The sequence below is a fragment of the Mesorhizobium sp. P2_E9 genome, assembly GCF_056403815.1.
Genome location: NZ_JBFUET010000003.1, coordinates 181,120 through 197,616 on the forward strand (window position 1 = coordinate 181,120; position 16,497 = coordinate 197,616).

15 protein-coding genes and 1 tRNA gene are annotated in these 16,497 nt (G+C 62.2%); 5 read left to right on the forward strand and 11 right to left on the reverse strand.

Features of this window, described 5'->3' with window-relative positions:
• Positions 1 to 32: 32 nt before the first annotated feature.
• The 3 genes from AC1D05_RS06905 to AC1D05_RS06915 are packed head-to-tail and all read left to right on the forward strand — an operon-like array spanning position 33 to position 3,006.
• Positions 33 to 899: a MipA/OmpV family protein gene (locus tag AC1D05_RS06905; RefSeq protein ID WP_477439435.1), complete on the forward strand. Its 867-nt coding sequence runs from the start codon at positions 33 to 35 to the stop codon at positions 897 to 899.
• Between the two features lie 17 nt (positions 900 to 916).
• Positions 917 to 1,684 carry a response regulator gene (locus AC1D05_RS06910; RefSeq protein WP_477439938.1) on the forward strand — a complete coding sequence of 256 codons (768 nt, stop codon included), beginning with the start codon at positions 917 to 919 and terminating at the stop codon, positions 1,682 to 1,684.
• Positions 1,681 to 3,006: a HAMP domain-containing sensor histidine kinase gene (locus AC1D05_RS06915; RefSeq protein ID WP_477439436.1), complete on the forward strand. Its 1,326-nt coding sequence runs from the start codon at positions 1,681 to 1,683 to the stop codon at positions 3,004 to 3,006. The genes AC1D05_RS06910 and AC1D05_RS06915 overlap by 4 nt, the downstream gene beginning before the upstream one ends.
• A gap of 88 nt (positions 3,007 to 3,094) precedes the next feature.
• Here the strand turns inward: AC1D05_RS06915 and AC1D05_RS06920 are convergent.
• Positions 3,095 to 3,179: transfer RNA gene (locus AC1D05_RS06920), tRNA-Leu, on the reverse strand.
• Between the two features lie 235 nt (positions 3,180 to 3,414).
• Between AC1D05_RS06920 and lipB the strand changes: the two genes are divergently transcribed.
• Complete coding sequence (gene lipB / locus AC1D05_RS06925; protein ID WP_477439438.1) at positions 3,415 to 4,158, forward strand: lipoyl(octanoyl) transferase LipB; 744 nt, start codon at positions 3,415 to 3,417, stop codon at positions 4,156 to 4,158.
• A gap of 22 nt (positions 4,159 to 4,180) precedes the next feature.
• On the opposite strand, the gene AC1D05_RS06930 is transcribed toward lipB, so the two are convergent.
• From AC1D05_RS06930 to mce, 7 genes are all read right to left on the reverse strand, one after another.
• Entirely contained in the window at positions 4,181 to 5,431 is a 1,251-nt protein-coding gene (locus AC1D05_RS06930; protein WP_477439440.1) for a site-2 protease family protein, read from the reverse strand.
• 805 nt (positions 5,432 to 6,236) lie between these two features.
• Entirely contained in the window at positions 6,237 to 6,530 is a 294-nt protein-coding gene (locus tag AC1D05_RS06935; protein WP_095204077.1) for a GYD domain-containing protein, read from the reverse strand.
• 120 nt (positions 6,531 to 6,650) lie between these two features.
• Positions 6,651 to 7,379, reverse strand: a complete 729-nt coding sequence (locus tag AC1D05_RS06940; RefSeq protein WP_477439442.1) for an ABC transporter ATP-binding protein — start codon at positions 7,377 to 7,379, stop codon at positions 6,651 to 6,653.
• A complete protein-coding gene (locus AC1D05_RS06945; RefSeq protein WP_477439444.1) occupies positions 7,331 to 8,617 on the reverse strand; it encodes a lipoprotein-releasing ABC transporter permease subunit in 1,287 nt (428 codons plus the stop codon). The genes AC1D05_RS06940 and AC1D05_RS06945 overlap by 49 nt, the downstream gene beginning before the upstream one ends.
• Entirely contained in the window at positions 8,614 to 9,942 is a 1,329-nt protein-coding gene (gene proS, locus AC1D05_RS06950) for a proline--tRNA ligase (protein ID WP_477439446.1), read from the reverse strand. Before proS ends, AC1D05_RS06945 begins: the two co-directional genes overlap by 4 nt.
• A 642-nt stretch (positions 9,943 to 10,584) precedes the next feature.
• Positions 10,585 to 10,869: a DUF1467 family protein gene (locus AC1D05_RS06955; RefSeq protein WP_477439448.1), complete on the reverse strand. Its 285-nt coding sequence runs from the start codon at positions 10,867 to 10,869 to the stop codon at positions 10,585 to 10,587.
• A complete protein-coding gene (gene mce, locus AC1D05_RS06960) occupies positions 10,866 to 11,270 on the reverse strand; it encodes a methylmalonyl-CoA epimerase (RefSeq protein WP_208702194.1) in 405 nt (134 codons plus the stop codon). Before mce ends, AC1D05_RS06955 begins: the two co-directional genes overlap by 4 nt.
• 159 nt (positions 11,271 to 11,429) lie before the next feature.
• Here mce and AC1D05_RS06965 point away from each other — a divergent pair, with 159 nt between their 5' ends.
• Positions 11,430 to 12,293, forward strand: coding sequence for an MBL fold metallo-hydrolase (locus tag AC1D05_RS06965; RefSeq protein WP_477439450.1), 864 nt, complete (start codon positions 11,430 to 11,432; stop codon positions 12,291 to 12,293).
• 117 nt (positions 12,294 to 12,410) lie between these two features.
• On the opposite strand, the gene AC1D05_RS06970 is transcribed toward AC1D05_RS06965, so the two are convergent.
• From AC1D05_RS06970 to nuoN, 3 genes are all read right to left on the reverse strand, one after another.
• Positions 12,411 to 14,081 carry a ribonuclease J gene (locus AC1D05_RS06970; RefSeq protein WP_477439452.1) on the reverse strand — a complete coding sequence of 557 codons (1,671 nt, stop codon included), beginning with the start codon at positions 14,079 to 14,081 and terminating at the stop codon, positions 12,411 to 12,413.
• 134 nt (positions 14,082 to 14,215) lie between these two features.
• The gene (locus AC1D05_RS06975; RefSeq protein ID WP_477439453.1) at positions 14,216 to 15,037 is read right to left on the reverse strand and encodes a biotin--[acetyl-CoA-carboxylase] ligase; all 822 of its coding nucleotides are present in this window, start codon (positions 15,035 to 15,037) and stop codon (positions 14,216 to 14,218) included.
• A 5-nt stretch (positions 15,038 to 15,042) separates the two neighbouring features.
• The gene (nuoN, locus tag AC1D05_RS06980; RefSeq protein ID WP_477439455.1) at positions 15,043 to 16,479 is read right to left on the reverse strand and encodes an NADH-quinone oxidoreductase subunit NuoN; all 1,437 of its coding nucleotides are present in this window, start codon (positions 16,477 to 16,479) and stop codon (positions 15,043 to 15,045) included.
• Positions 16,480 to 16,497 lie beyond the last annotated feature (18 nt).

Consider the following 16,497-nt stretch of genomic DNA (forward strand, 5'->3'; position numbering starts at 1 on the left):
GGCTCTTACTGCCTCGCTGCTCTGGAGCATGCATGTTCAAAATGATTTCTGGAATGGTCGCCGGCCGGGCCTCCCTCGCGGCGATGGCAATTTTGTTTTCAACGCATTCGCAGATCGTGCTGGCGGCGGACGCTATTGCCGTCGACACGGATGCCGATACTGGGGATTTGACCCCGCCGCCCGAGCCGTCCCGTTTCGGGCGCTTCGAACAGAAACTGGCCGACTGGCATGTCGTCCTTGGCGGTGGCGCCATCATCGCTCCCAAATACGAGGGCAGCAACGAGTTCAAGGTCATGCCGGTACCTTTCGTATCGGCGACATTCCTCGACACGGTGACGATCGATCCGACCGGCGCCAACATCGCCCTCTATCAACAAGGGCCGTTCGAGTTCAGTGCACGGCTTGGCTATGACATGGGCCGCAAGGAAGACGATTCCGATCATCTGCGCGGCCTGGGGGATGTCGACATGGGCGCGGTCGTCGGCGCCAAGGCGGCGGTGAAGTTCGGCCCGGCGGAAATCTTCGCGCAGTTGGACAAGACCATCGGCGGCAGCGATGGCCTGCAAGGCACGCTTGGCATCGAGGTGAACCAGCCGCTGTCGCAATCATTGATGGTCGGCGCCAGCGCATCGGTCGTCTTCGCCGACGAAAATTACATGCAGGCCTATTTTGGCGTCACGCCTGAGCAATCGGCTCGCTCGGGGTTGGCGCGCGATGATGCCGGCGCTGGCTTGAAGCGCACCGATTTTTCGATTTCCGCCACATATATGCTCAATCGGAACTGGATGGTGCGTGGCCAGGCGGGGGTCGGCATTCTTATGGGGGACGCTGCCGACAGCCCTGTTGTCGTCGACAAGGTCCAGCCCTCGGGGATGCTTCTCGTCGGATATCGGTTTTGATGCCCACACAAAATGCAATGCAGGCCGCGGCAAGCTCCAGCCGGATCGATCTGAACGCCGAGTTCAAATCGCCGAGGCAAGGCCCGCATATCCTCATTGTCGAAGACGATCTCGAGATCGCGCGCATGCTGGGCGAGACGCTCACCGAAAACGGCATGATCGTGGAAGTCGCCGGCAACGGCGTCCGCATGAACGCCGCGCTTCGCAACCAGAAATTCGATCTGATCGTGCTCGATATCATGCTGCCGGGTGAAAACGGCCTCAGCATCTGCCGCCGGCTTCGCGCGCAAACAAATGTTCCGATCCTGATGCTGACCGCGCTTGGCGAGGAAATCGACCGCATCTTCGGGCTGGAGATCGGCGCCGACGACTACGTGACGAAACCGTTCAGCGCGCGCGAACTGACGGCAAGGATACGGGCGCTGCTACGCCGCACGGCTTACGCTCCCGACGAACGGGACCGGACAAAAGTGCTTTGCTTCAACGGCTGGCGCCTCGATCCTGTTCGCCGGCAATTGCATGATCCGAGTAACGCGCGGGTTGCGACCACGACACATGAATTCGATCTGTTGCTGGCGTTCTGCCGCAATGCGGGCCGGGTTTTGTCGCGCGAGGAACTGCTCAGCGTAACCCATGCCGGGCTTGCCGGCCCGATCGAGCGCAGCGTCGATGTCCATGTCAGCCGGATCCGCCAGAAGATCGAAAAGGACGCACGCGATCCGGTGCTTCTCAAGACGGTTCGACTGGGCGGCTACATCTTCACCGCGACAGTGGAGGAAGCGTGAGGAGTTTGGTCCGCCGTTTCCTGCCCCGGTCGGTGCGTGGGCAGTTCGCGGCGATCATTTTCATCGCCGTGATTGTGATCATGTCCGCCGGATCGGCCTTCGAAGGCTTGATAGAGAATGCCGACCTCCCGGTCGTGGAAGACAGCGCCAGGCGAGCTGCCGTTGTTGCTGCCTTGTTGCGCGAAACGCCAACCGAGGCCCGCAGCGCCGTTCTGGCTGCTGCGACGCACGCCGGCTTTGATTTCAAGATCCTGCCCAGGCAACAGATCAGCAATATTCCAGATTCCTATCTGCAATGGCGAAGCATCACATGGCTTCTGCAGATCGAGAGCAGCTCGGTTGCTGGACGCTGGATACGGATTGGCGGCCGATACGCGTTTGTTATCGATCTGGACCAGCAGAGCGTCCTGGCGCATTTCGGCATGCCCGATTCCTGGCTGACGTCAGGCTTCGTGCGTGTCTCATTTTACCGGTTCATGGCTTTTGTCGCCTTGCCCGTGCTGCTTTGGCTGTTTGCGGTATGGGCCGTGACGGAGCCGCTGAAGCGCATCTCGAACGCATTGGGAGAGGCAGAGATCGAGAACGGCAACGAGCTTTTCGCCGAACACGGCTCCATCGAAATGGTCGGCCTGGCACGCGCGCTGAACAGGATGCGGGCGCGTATCCGCACGATGATCGAAAACCGCACGCGCATGTTGCGCAGCGTCAGCCATGATCTGCGCACGCCGTTGACACGGCTGCGGCTTCGCGCCGAGCGCATGGAGGACGGCCCCGTCCGAACCACCATATTGTCTGACGTTCGGCACATCGAAGACCTGATCGACGAGACCCTGACCTATCTGCGCAACGATGTTTCGACGGAAAAGCTGCAGCGGGCCGACATTGCCAGCGTGCTGCAAACCGTCTGCGCCGAATTCTCCGATGTCGGGTTTTCGGTTTCCTATTCCGGACCGGACAGGCTTCTGGGCTGGTGCAAGCCCAATGCGCTGGCGCGTGCGATCACCAACCTGTGCGACAACGGGGTCAAATTCGCCGGCAATGTCACCGTCGCATTGACGCAGACCGACACGGCGGCGCGCATCGCGGTCGGTGATGATGGGCCGGGCATTTCGATGACGGCGCGCTCGCGCGTTTTCGAACCCTTCTTCAAGGAGGACATGTCACGCGGAGTTGCCTCGAAGCACGGCTTCGGCCTGGGCCTTTCGATCGTAGCCGACATCATCCAGGGCCACGGTGGCAAGATCGAGTTGCACGACAACCAGCCAACCGGCCTCGTCGTTACCGTCGATCTGCCGAATGGGCCAAAGGTCCAGCATTTGTAGGACGGCCAGAGCCATGCTCGGGGTCTGATGACCGCCAGATTGCCGGAGGTGATTTCTGGGCGTCCGAAGACTTGCTTCAGAAAGAGAATGGTGCGGTCGAGAAGACTCGAACTTCCACGGGTTGCCCCACAGCGACCTCAACGCTGCGCGTCTACCAATTCCGCCACGACCGCACGTGGTAGGAGCCGGAACCGACCGGCTCGCGGCGTGTAGCAAATCGTTTCCGGCGAAACAAGTGCGCCGCACGCAATAATCTCAGGCGATTGGCATAACGGTCCACAGGATTGGAATGAACGGCCGGAACTGGACGTTTTGGACGATTGACGCCATATGGGAGGCGTTGCATGTCGCCCAAAAGTGCAAGGCGGTTTTGGGGCCACGACATGCATGAGCAGAAAGCGACACGTCATGCCAGAACGCAGCCAGATCGCCACGTCCTTCCTGCCCCTGCCCGGCTCGGCACCAGTCGAGTGGCGCATCGAGCCTGGCCTTACTGCCTATCCCGATGCGCTGGCCTTCATGGAAGCGCGTGCCGAGGCGATCCGCAGCGGTGCCGCCGGCGAAATGGTCTGGCTGGTCGAACATCCTCCGCTCTACACCGCAGGCACCAGCGCCCGCATCGAGGATTTGATCGATCCTGATCGCTTTCCGGTCTTCGCGGCCGGCCGTGGCGGCGAATACACCTACCATGGGCCCGGCCAGCGGGTCGCCTATGTCATGCTTGACCTGAAGCGGCGGCGCGAGGACGTGCGCGCCTTCGTCGCCGCGCTCGAACAATGGATCATCGGCACGCTTGCCGCCTTCAACGTCCATGGTGAGCGCCGCGAGGACCGTGTTGGCGTCTGGGTGGTGCGGCCCGATCGCCCTGCGCTGCCGGACGGCTCTCCGGCGGAGGACAAGATCGCGGCAATAGGTATTCGGCTGCGGCGCTGGGTGAGCTTTCACGGCATCGCCATCAATGTCGAGCCGGATCTCGCGCATTTCGGCGGCATCGTGCCCTGCGGCGTGCAGGACCACGGCGTCACCAGCCTCGTCGACCTTGGCCTTCCCGTTGGTATGGCCGACCTTGACCTGGCGCTGAAATCAGCCTTCGAGGACGTGTTCGGTCCTGCCACTGCCTTGACTGTCGAAGCGGCCCGCAGGGCTGGTTGACCCTTTCGGGCTCAGCGCGAGTTCAAAGCAGTTGCGCCGACGCCCACAACACGCCGCAGCCATGAATGGTGAACACCGCCAGCAGCGCGCCGGCGATGGCGAAGCGGTCAACGGTGCGGATCGGCTCCAACTCGTGGCGCGGCTTCACGCCGCTGCCGACAGTGAGCAGGCTGAGGATCGAAAAGACCGCTCCCGCCACGATTAGAAAGCCGGAGGAGAAGCCTGCCTGTCGGCCGAGTGCCAGGAAGACGGAAAGCAGGAAGAACGAGGCCAGCGCCAGCGCGATCGGCCCGGGGCAGATCTGGCGCAGCACCTGGCCGCCGTCGAATTTCCACACCGGCACCAGATTGGCGATGTTGAACTGAGCCGCGCAGCCCGCTAGCGCCGCCAGCAGCACGGCAGCGCCCTTGTGCCCCTCGCCGCCCGCAAACGCACTGGCGGCGATGACGATCGGCACCAGGAAGGCGGAGAAACCCGCCCCCATCAGCGCCACGAACGCCACCTCGAAACGGCTGTTATAGGGCCGGCCACCAATGGCGATGCCGCCGAGCAGCGGAATGAAGATCATCCGCGCCTTGCGGTGGCCCATCAGCCGAAACGCCGCCATGTGGCCGAGTTCGTGCAAGGCCACGACCGACGTCAGGATCGCGGCCAGCGCCAGCCCGCCGAGATGGAGGCCGAAGAACGGCCACAGGATCAATGCCGACAGCACGGCAAAGCCGACCTGGCTCAGCGGATGCTCGAACCAGCCGCCTTTGCGATACTGCCCTGATATCGCCCAACGCTGCAGCTTGGACAGCTCGCGGCGCATGGCGAAGTAACGGAACACCAGAAAGGCAATACCGCGGTAACGATCCGTCTGGCTGAGCGTCACCCGCGTGCCGCTGCCTTCGGAGACGAGTTCGGCGGTTTCGCGATAGTCTTTCCAGAACGAGAGATCGAGCGCGGTATCCTCGAGGACGCGCATGGCGAATCGGCTGCCCTCGACGACGTCTTCAAACCGCGCCCTGCGCTCGATCGGCTTGCCGTCGCGGCCTTCCCACGACAGCATGATGCAGGACACGCCCTCGCCGTCCAGCGGCTGCGCCGACAGGATCTCGCCGGACCAGCCGGCGTCGCTGCCAAGCGGCCACAGCGCCTGCCAGAGGCGCTGGCGGTCCGTCGCAATCACGCGGCTGACCCTGACCGTGCGCAAACCAAGCGGCGCGGTCATCAAGAGAAAGATCAGCCCGAGATTGCTGGCCACGAGAATGGCCGTGACGATCGGCGACACCTGGACGTTGCTCCTGCCTTGGAGACGCACACTAGCGCCGCGGCGGCAAGAAAGACTTAACTGCGAAGCGGGTTTCAATCGCCGGAAACGACGGCGGCAAGGGCCGCCAAATCACATGGCGCCGATCCAGATCGCCATGGAAACGAGAAACGCACTCATGCAAACCAGTGAGATGACATCCTGAACCAGATCGGTCATAACTCTCTCCTGTTGTTGATATGTTCGCAATTTGTTCTAATTTTGTTTCAATGTCAACGCCCACGGAGATATGGAGATAGGACGGGAATTTGGAACGGTTAGCAAAAGATTAACCGCTCGCTGGGAGGCGAGTGAAGCTGCTATTGACCCACGAGGCAGACCATCCGCGAGCAGCGCAGCGAAGGTTACGATTGCGGGGGCAGCCACAGACTTCCCGGTTGAAGCCCTGCACGCACCGGTATGAACCGCCATGCGGGCAACCGAAGATCAATGAATAGACGGTCGCCAGGACGGCTACCAAGAACAGCAACGCAGCAACCCCGAGAATGATCTTTTTCACGGCGGCCTCCGACCAGCGAGTGCCCGGGAACGTACCATGCCGAAGCGGTTCGCGATCACGCCAAGCGTGGCGGATGGCGCACCTCGCCCTTGGTGATCTCAACTCTGCGGCAAGCGATCTTCTCGCCCACAGTCGGGCAGTTCCCGATGGTCCGGAAATCGCAACTGCGATTGCTGCCATTAAGCCCGCTGCGGGCGGGAAGCCTCCACCGCACCTTGGTGTGAGCCGCGGTGACTAGCCGGAATGGCGTGAATGCCTACGCTCCGGTCAGGCCATCTTTGCCATTATCTTGGTCATATCTGCCGTGTCGAACGCCCTCAGCGTCTGAGTTCTGATGTTACCTTGCGACGCTATCGACAGGGCTAGTGCGGTCGCAGCAATGTCGTCGTCTGCTTCGGCAATCGCCACCACATCATGCTGGCCAAGCGTCCACAACAGGGTGTGGACTTTGACACCGCTTTTGCTGGCCATCGCCTTGAAGGCCTCAGAACGCTTCTGAGTATCCTTTACACTCCTGATACCTTGATCTGTGAAATTCGACAGCAGCACGTAATAGGCCATTTGTTCCTCCCACAATAGGGAGCGGGCGGGCACTCACGGCGCGTCCGCCGTCTCCCAGAGCCTACGATAACACGAGCCGGGTGTGCGAACCACAGGCAGCCAGACGCGCCATCGCGCAGCCTACAATGGGACAACCTTGCCATCGGCCAGCGTAACGCGCCGATCCATGCGCGATGCCAGGTCGTGATTGTGGGTCGCGATCAGCGCGGCGAGGCCCGATTGCTTGACCAGTGCGCCCAGCGCGTCGAAGACATAGGAGGCGGTGACCGGGTCAAGGTTGCCGGTCGGCTCGTCGGCCAGCAGCACCAGCGGCGCGTTGGCGACCGCACGGGCAATCGCGACGCGTTGCTGCTCGCCGCCGGACAATTCGGCCGGCCGGTGCGAGGCGCGCTTGCCGATCTGCATATAGTCGAGCAGCTGTGCGGCGCGCTCGGCCGCCTCCTTGCGCGACAGGCCTTTGATCAGTTGCGGCATCATGATGTTTTCCAGTGCGGAAAACTCCGGCAGCAGGTGATGGAACTGGTAGACGAAGCCGACATCGTTGCGGCGGATCGACGTGCGTTCGTCGTCGGACAGCCGCCCGCAGGCCCGGCCGGACAGGATCACGTCGCCGGCGTCGGGGCGTTCCAGCAGGCCGGCCGTGTGCAGCAGCGTCGACTTGCCGGTGCCCGACGGCGCCACCAGCGCCACCATCTCGCCGCGCTTCAGCGAGAAATCGGCGCCGTTCAGGATGGTGAGCTTGCGCGGCCCTTGCATATAGTGCCGCTCGACGCTCTTTAGTTCGATAATGACCTCGGCCACTACTCGTACCTCAGGGCTTCGACGGGATCGAGGCGGGCGGCCCGCCATGCTGGAAACACCGTCGCCAGGAAGGACAGTCCAAGTGCCATGATGACGACATAGGTCGTCTCGCGCGGATCCATCTTTGCCGGCAGCTGGCTGAGGAAATAGAGCTCCGGATTGAACAGCACCTTGCCGGTCATCCAGGAGAAGAACTGCCGGATCGATTCGATGTTGGTGCAGATGACGACGCCAAGCAGCACGCCGGCGAGCGTGCCGGTGACGCCGATCGCCGCCCCCGTCATCAGGAAGATGCGCAAGATTGCACCGCGCGTCGCGCCCATGGTGCGCAGGATTGCAATGTCGTGCCCCTTGTCCTTCACCAGCATGATCAGTCCGGAAATGATGTTGAGCGCCGCCACCAGCACGATCAGCGTCAGGATCATGAACATGACGTTGCGCTCGACCTGCAGGGCGGAAAAGAAGGTCTCGTTGCGCTGGCGCCAGTCGACCATGTCGATCGGCCGCTGCGCCGCCTCTTCCACCTTCGGTTTCAGCGCGTCGACATTATCGGGATTGTCGACATAGATCTCGATCGTCTGCGCACGGCCATCCATGTTGAAATAGAGCTGCGCTTCGGAGAACGGCATGTAGACGATGGAGGTGTCATATTCCGACATGCCGACTTCGAAGATCGCCGCGATCTTGTAGCCTTTCATGCGCGGTGTCGTGCCGATCGGCGTCACGTCGCCATCGGGCGAGATGAGCGTAATGGTGTCGCCGAGCGTCAGCCCGAGATTCTCCGCCATGCGCTTGCCGATGGCGACGCCCTCGCCGCTATCGAAATCGGCGAGCGAGCCCTGCTTGATGTTGCTGGCGACGATGGCGATCTTGCTGAGATCTTCACCCCTGATACCGCGCACCAGTGCGCCGGTGCCGCCGCCGACATTGCCTTGCGCCAGCACCTGGCCGTCGATCAGCGGGATGGCGTATTTGACGCCGGGCACGCCGTTGATGCGGCCGGCGACCTGGGCGTAATCCTCAAGTGGCGAATCGAGCGGCTGCACGATCAGGTGGCCGTTGACGCCAAGGATGCGCGTCAACAGCTCGGCGCGGAACCCGTTCATCACGGCCATGACGACGATCAGCGTCGCTACTCCAAGCATGATGCCTAGGAAAGAGATCGAGGCGATGACAGAAATCACCGTCTCCTTGCGCCGCGAACGCAAATAGCGCCACGCCACCATGCGTTCGAAGATGGAGAAAGGGCCGGCGCCCGCCGATCTTGTCGCCGCCGCCTCGCTCATGCGGCCGCACCGAAGCGTTTTTTCGCGTCGGCCAGCGGCAGTGTTTCGCGTTCACCGGTCTTGCGATTCTTGATCTCGATCTCGCCTGCAGCCACGCCGCGCGGCCCGACGATCACTTGCCAGGGCAGGCCGATCAGGTCGGCGGTGGCGAACTTGCCGCCCGGCCGCTGGTCGGTGTCGTCGTAAAGCACATCCTTGCCGCTGGCAGTGAAGGCGGCATAGAGCTCGTCGCAGACTCGGTCGCACTCGGCGTCGCCGACCTTCATGTTGATCAGGCCGATGTCGAACGGCGCCACGGCGTCCGGCCAGATGATGCCGTTCTCGTCGTGGCTGGCTTCGATGATCGCCGCGACAAGCCGCGACGGACCAATGCCGTAGGAGCCGCCGGAGACGAAATGATCCTTGCCGTCGGGTCCGGTCACCTTGGCGCCCATGGGCTTCGAATATTTGTCGCCGAAATGGAAGATGTGGCCAACCTCGATGCCCCGCGCCGAGACCCGGTCGGCTTCGCCGAGCTTGTCCCACGCCGCCTCATCATGCATCTCGTCGGTGGCGGCGTAAGGCGTCGTCCACGTTTTGACGATGTCCGATATCTCGGCGTCATTGGCGAAGTCGGTGTTTTCGCCGGGCACCTGAAGCGACAGATACTCGCGGTCGCAATAGACCTGGCTCTCGCCGGTATCGGCCAGGATGATGAATTCGTGGCTGAGATCGCCGCCGATCGGCCCGGTATCGGCCCGCATCGGGATCGCCTGCAGGCCCATGCGCGTGAAGGTCCTGAGATAGGACACGAACATCCTGTTGTAGGCAGCCCTTGCGCCTTCGAAATCGAGGTCGAAGGAATAGGCGTCCTTCATCAGGAATTCGCGTGAGCGCATGACGCCGAAGCGCGGCCGCACCTCGTCACGGAACTTCCACTGGATGTGGTAGAGATTGAGCGGCAGGTCCTTGTAGGACTTAACGTAAGCGCGGACGATCTCGGTGACCACTTCCTCATTGGTCGGACCGTAGAGCATGTCGCGGTCCTGGCGGTCCTTGATGCGCAGCATCTCCTTGCCGTAGTCGTCATAGCGACCGCTTTCGCGCCACAGATCGGCCGACTGGATGGTCGGCATCAGGATTTCCAGCGCGCCGGCGCGGTTCTGCTCTTCGCGGATGATCTGGCAGACCTTGTCCAGCACCCGCTTACCGAGTGGCAGCCAGGAAAAACTGCCCTGCCCCTGCTGGCGGATCATGCCGGCACGCAGCATCAGCCGGTGCGAGACGATCTCGGCCTCGCGCGGATTTTCTTTGAGGATAGGCAGGAAATAGCGCGACAAACGCATGGACTGGTCCGTGAATGAGAACGGCCACGCCAGAATCGGCGCGACACAAGCTTGCTTGACCCGGCTTCATAGCCATTTCATGGCACAATGGGAACCCGGCCATGGCGGCACATTGACGCCCTAGCGCCCGGATTCCTCCGGTTTCCGGACTAGGCCGTGCCGGTATCGAGCGTGGCGAACGTCTTCGGATTTGGTCGCCAATTCTTTGCGCGCGTCAACTGAGGACATGCCGCAAAGGCTCTGTGGTCGTTTCGAAAGCAAAGCATGCCATACTATTGTGCAGTGCAGCACGAGAATGCCTGTTTCGAGGCAAAATTCTTCGTGACATTTTCATTCGCCTTAGGCTAATGTCCCGCGATAACCGAGAGGGCGGAGAAAAATCTGCTCTCCTACGCGGTCAAAGTCTTGGGAGGATGCGATCTAGGCGCGGTTATTCGCTGCCGCCGGAAAACGGAAACAGATCGGACGCGTTTAATTGCAAGGCCTCGTGCCTTGCATTTTTTTTGTGCAATCATCTGGTTAGCGCGGTGAGTTGCCAGATTACATGACCTAGCGTCAGCAGGCATATGGCCGCAAGATTCGGCGGCATTTCAATCCCATCCGCAGCGTTCCGATGTCTTCGGAGCACCCTTGCCGGGATATCTATTTAGCCGGGGTCTGGCCGAAATCCGGCACGATGTGCGGGATGTCGTTGAGGCTGTATCCGAGCCCGTGCGTCAGGCCATAGAAAATGCCCATCAGGATCGCCGTGGCGATGGTGGTGCGGACCACCGCGCGCAGCATGTGCGGCCCGCGCGGCGCGCTTGGAACCGTGCCCAGCGTCACGTCATGATCGTCGTCCTGCGTGCGGACGCTGAACGGCAGCGCGGCGAACAACACTACCCACCAGGTCGCGAAAAACAGGGCGGTGAACGAAACCCAGCTCATGATTGCTCCAGTTCGATCAGCGTGCCGAAGAAATCCTTCGGATGCAGGAACAGCACCGGCTTGCCATGCGCGCCGATCTTCGGGTTGCCGTCGCCCAGCACGCGGGCGCCGGCGGCCTTGAGCTGATCGCGCGCGGCCAGGATGTCGTCGACCTCGTAGCAGAGATGATGCATGCCGCCGGACGGGTTCTTCGCCAGGAAAGCGGCGATCGGCGAGCCCTCGCCCAAGGGCTCCAGCAATTCGATCTTGGTGTTGCCGACATTGACGAACACCACCGTGACGCCATGCTCCGGCAAAGCCTGCGGCTCCGTCACTTCGGCGCCGAGCGTGTTGCGGTAAGCGGCAATGGCGGCAGCCAGGTCCGGCACGGCAAGCGCGACATGGTTCAGCCGTCCGAGCATGTCCGAGCTGTCTCTCCTCTGTCCAATGGCTGGCGTCATACGTCAAATCGGCTGAGATCAACAGCCATTCACGAGGCGCGCACTGTCGCACTTTGGTGAACATTCTCCCAAATCACGATCGAGGCTGTTCCGACCGGCAACCGCAAAGTACAAACGGCAATGTCTTACATCCGCTCTGCCCGCGCCCGCGTTTTCAACTTCGATCTCGGGTCATTCAAGATTGCCGCCTTGCTCGACGACGTCGATGTTCGTGACAACCTTGCATCGGCCTTTGCAGCCGGACAGTCGCCAGGTGCGGTGCTCGAACTCGCGGTCTCGAACTTCATCGACCGGGATCGGTACGAGCATTGTTTCATCCCGACGCTGATCGACACCGGTTCCGAAAAGATCCTGTTCGACACCGGATGCGGAGATGAGGGCAGTTCACTCCTGGACGGATTGCGAGACCTTGGGCTCGGGCCTGATGACATTGACGTGGTGGTCATCACACACGGACACCCGGATCACATCGGCGGGCTTGTCAGAAATGGGGAGCCGGTTTTCAGCCGGGCACGCTATGTATTCGGCGCCGCGGAATTCGCCTTCTGGACCGAGGGAACAGCGGTTCGCGAGGCCAGATTGGCCAACCGTGATCTGTTCAGGCAGATTTGCACCGGGCTGGCCGAGCGGGCAACATTCATAGCGCCTGGAGACGAGGTACTGCCGGGCATTACCGCCATCGATGCGTCAGGCCATTCGCCCGGCCTGCTGGCATTTCTCGTCGAAAGCGGCGGCCAGCAATTGCTGATCTGGTCGGACGCCTTCCTGCACTATGTCGTGTCCATCCAGCATCCCGAATGGCATGCCGATTTCGATGACGACAAAGAGCAGGCCGTAGAGACCCGCAAGCGTCTGCTGAAGATGGCCGCTGAACAGCGCCTGCTGGTCGCCGGCCACCACATGCCATTTCCAGGCCTGGGTTACATCGAATCGGCGAACGGTTCTTTTCGCTGGCTTCCGGTCAGCTATCAGCTGAACGTCTAGAGCAATTCCAGGAAAAGTGTGAGCGGTTTTCCGTCCGGAATTGCGTCAAAACAAAGAGTTAGAGCGGTTCGCCGTTTCCATGAAACGGTGAAACGCTATAGAGCGATCAGCACCGCTCTATCTGGTGACGAATACCGTCACCAGCGGCTTCTTGCCCCAGGCTTCGTTGACGGCGCCGCGCACCGCGCGACGCACCGCTTCCTGCACCAGGTCGAGGTCTTTCCGCCGCTGACGAGGAATCGAATCCACCGCGCCGACGGCCGCATCGATCATCAAATCTTCCAGCGTCTCGCCGCTGGCATCGGCCTCGGCGACGCCGATGGCGACCAGATCGGGATCGCCGGCCAGTTCATACTTGTCGTCAAGCACGACATTGACCGCGACATGGCCGGCAAAGGACAATTTGCGCCGGTCGCGAATGCCCATCGCCTGGTCGGTGCCGATCAGCCTGCCGTCCTTGTAGATGCGGCCGAACGGCACCTGGTCGATGATGGTGGCGGGGCCGGGAGCGAGCCTCAGCATGTCGCCGTCGCGAACCTGCGCCACCTGGCCGATGCCGGAGGTCGACATCAGCGAGCCCTGCGCCACCAGATGCGCCGCCTCGCCATGCACGGGAACGCCGATCTGCGGGCGCACCCACTCATACATCTTGCGCAACTCGCTGCGGCGGGGATGGCCGGAGACGTGCACCAGCGCATCGCCGTCCTCGATGATCTTGACGCCGAGATCGATGAGACGGTTCTTGATTTCGAGGATCGCCTTCTCATTGCCGGGGATGGTGCGCGAGGAAAACACCACCGTGTCGCCTGCCGTCAGCGACACCGATTTCATCTCGTCGCGCGACAGTTTCGCCAGCGCCGCCAGCGGCTCGCCCTGGCTGCCGGTGCAGATGATGACGAGGTTTTCGCGCGGGATGAAGCCGAAATCTTCCTCAGCGATGAATTCCGGCAAGCCGTCCATGTAGCCAAGCTCGTCGGCGACATCGATAACGCGCTTCAGCGAGCGTCCCAGCACCAGGCACTGGCGGCCGGCATCGCGTGCCGCTCTCGCGATGGAGACGATGCGCCCGACATTGGAGGAGAAGGTGGTGACGGCGACGCGGCCGACAGCACTCTGGATGACGCCCTTCAGGCCCTCGCCGACGGCGACTTCCGAAGGCGACTCGCCTTCCCTGAGCGCATTGGTCGAATCGCAGATCAGTGCCAGCACGCCCTTGTCGCCATAGGCGCGAAAGCGCGCCTCGTCGGTCTTGGGGCCGATCGTCGGTTCCGGATCGATCTTCCAGTCGCCGGTGTGGATGACGGTGCCGGCCGGCGTGGTGATCGCCAGCGACATTGGTTCGGGAATGGAATGCGCCACCGGAATGGCTTCGATCTCGAACGGGCCGACCGTGAATTTTTCGCCGGCCCGGTAGATCGTCACCGGGATTTTCGGCGCACCCTGCTCGCCCTGCCGCTTGGCGTCCAGCAGCCCGGCGCTGAACGGCGTCATCCAGACCGGCGCCTTCAGCTTCGGCCAGGTGTCGAGCAGCGCGCCATAATGATCCTCATGCGCGTGGGTGATGATGATGCCGCGCAGATTGGCGAGATTCTCCTCGATGAAGCGCGTATCGGGCAGCACCAGGTCGACGCCGGGCAGGCTGGCATCTGGAAAGGTGACGCCGACATCGATGACGATCCATTCGCGCGCGCTCGGCGGGCCGTAACCGTAGAGGGCGAAGTTCATGCCGATCTCGCCGACGCCGCCAAGCGGCACGAAGACGAGTTCAGCGTTTTCGGCTTTCGCCATGATTTTTTCCTTCCTGGCCCTCAGGCCAAGCCGTTGAAGCAATTCCAGGAAAAGCGTGTAACGGCTTTCCCACAGGAATTGCGCAGAAACAAACAGTTATAGCCGTCATTGTTCATATCGAACAATGAACCGCTCTAAACCCGGGCGGAGGCCACCGCGCCGAAATGCACGTCGCCGGCTGCGATCGTCACAACAGACCCCTCATCGTCGCGGATCACGAAACGACAGTCTTCGTCAATGGTCTCGAACACCCCACGCACCACATTACCGTCAATTCTGACAGCAACCTCGCCGCCAAGCCCCGCCGCGCGCGCCAGCCAGCGCCGCCTGACGGCGGCTAGGCCGCGCCCTTCATCCCACAGGCGGGCATTCTCGCTCCAGGCATCCGACAACGCCAGGAACAGCGTTTCCGCATCGCATGTCGCGCCAAGAGCTTGCAGCGATGTCGCGGGATACGGCAAATCCGGCGGATGCGCCACCACATTGACGCCGATGCCGACGGCGACCGCGAAGCGGCCACCGTCCAATATCGCCGACTCCAGCAGGATGCCGGCGAGCTTTGCACCGGAAGCAAGCACGTCGTTCGGCCATTTCAGCTCGAAACGGTTTTGTCCCTGGCTCCCGCCATCGAGGCCGATTGATATCCGGCCCTTCGGCACCACGGCGTCGAGTGCATCGGCAAGCGACAGGCCGGCGACGAACCCCAGCGTCGCGGCAAGGCGAAGCTCACCGCCGGTGAGGACGAGCAAGGTCGCCGCCAGATTGCCTTCGGGCGACACCCAGGCACGGCCACGCCGGCCACGCCCGCTTTCCTGCTTCTTGGAAACGATCCACAGCCTGCCCGGGTCGCCTGCCCGCGCGTGGTCTAGCGCCACCGTATTGGTGGAACCGACGCTGTCATGGGCCTCGAGCCGGAACCCTTCCGACGCCGAGGTTGGGGCCAGCCGAAATGCCATCCCGTCTAGAAAAATGTCTTGGCGGCGGCTTCGGCATAGGTGCCGATCGGACCGCCGATCAGCACATAGAACAGCACGAAGGCGCCGCAGACGCCGAGCACGACACGCAGTTCGCTGGCCATCGGCACGAAGCCGCCGACCGGTTCGTCGAACCACATGATCTTGATGATGCGCAGATAGTAATAGGCGCCCACCACCGAGGCCAGCACGCCGATGATCGCCAGCGCGTAGAGATGCGCGTTGATGGCGGCGAGGAAGACGTACCATTTTCCCCAGAAGCCGGCGAGCGGTGGGATGCCGGCCAGCGAGAACATCAGGATGGTCAGGATCGTCGCCATGATCGGATTGGTCGACGACAGGCCAGCCAGGTCGCTGATCTGCTCGACATTGCCTTCCTTGCGCCGCATGGCGAGGATGAAGGCGAAGGTGCCGAGCGTCATCACCAGATAGATCAGCATGTAGATGGCAACACCGCGCACGCCGGCCTGGCTGTTGGCGGCAAGGCCGACCAGCGCGTAGCCCATATGGCCGATCGAGGAATAGGCCATCAGCCGCTTGATGTTGGTCTGGCCGATCGCGGCGAAGGCGCCGAGCGCCATCGAGGCGATCGAGATGAAGACGATGATCTGCTGCCAGTCGGCGGCGATCGGCTTGAACGCCCCCATGGTGACGCGCACGATCAGCGCCATCGCCGCCATCTTGGGCGCTGCCGCCAGGAAGGCCGTCACCGGCGTCGGCGCGCCTTCATAGACGTCAGGCGTCCACATGTGGAACGGCACCGCCGAGATCTTGAAGGCAAGTCCGGCCAGCACGAAGACGAGGCCGAAAACCAGCCCGAGTTGGCGCTCGCCGCTGCCGAGCGCCGAGGCGATCTCCTGGAAGCCGGTGTTGCCGGTGTAGCCGTAGACCAGGCTGATGCCATAGAGCAGCATGCCCGACGACAGCGCACCGAGGACGAAGTATTTCAGGCCAGCTTCGGTCGAACGCAGATTGTCGCGGTTGATCGCGCACAGCACATAGATCGCCAGTGATTGCAGTTCGAGGCCGAGATAGAGCCCGATCATGCTGTTGGCAGAGATCATCAGCATCATGCCGAGCGTGCACAGCAGGATCAGCACCGGATATTCGAACTTGTCGAAACGCTCCGCCTTGGCAAAGCGCATCGACATGATCAGCGTCACCGCCGAGCCGACCAACGCCAGCACTTTCATGAAGTGGGAGAAGGAATCCTGGATGAAGGCGTTGCCATAGGCACTGCCCTGCCCGGTCTGGAAGATCAGCCAGAAGCCGGCGATCACCAGCACGGCCACCGCCAGGCCCGTGACGAAGTTGGCGGTGTTGGCGCGCGAATAGGCGCCGACCATCAGCAGCGTGAGCGCGCCGATGGCAAGGATCAGCTCGGGCGTCGAGAGCGACAGGCTGGAGAGAAGGTCCGGCGTCATGGTTCGCAAAACCTCTGG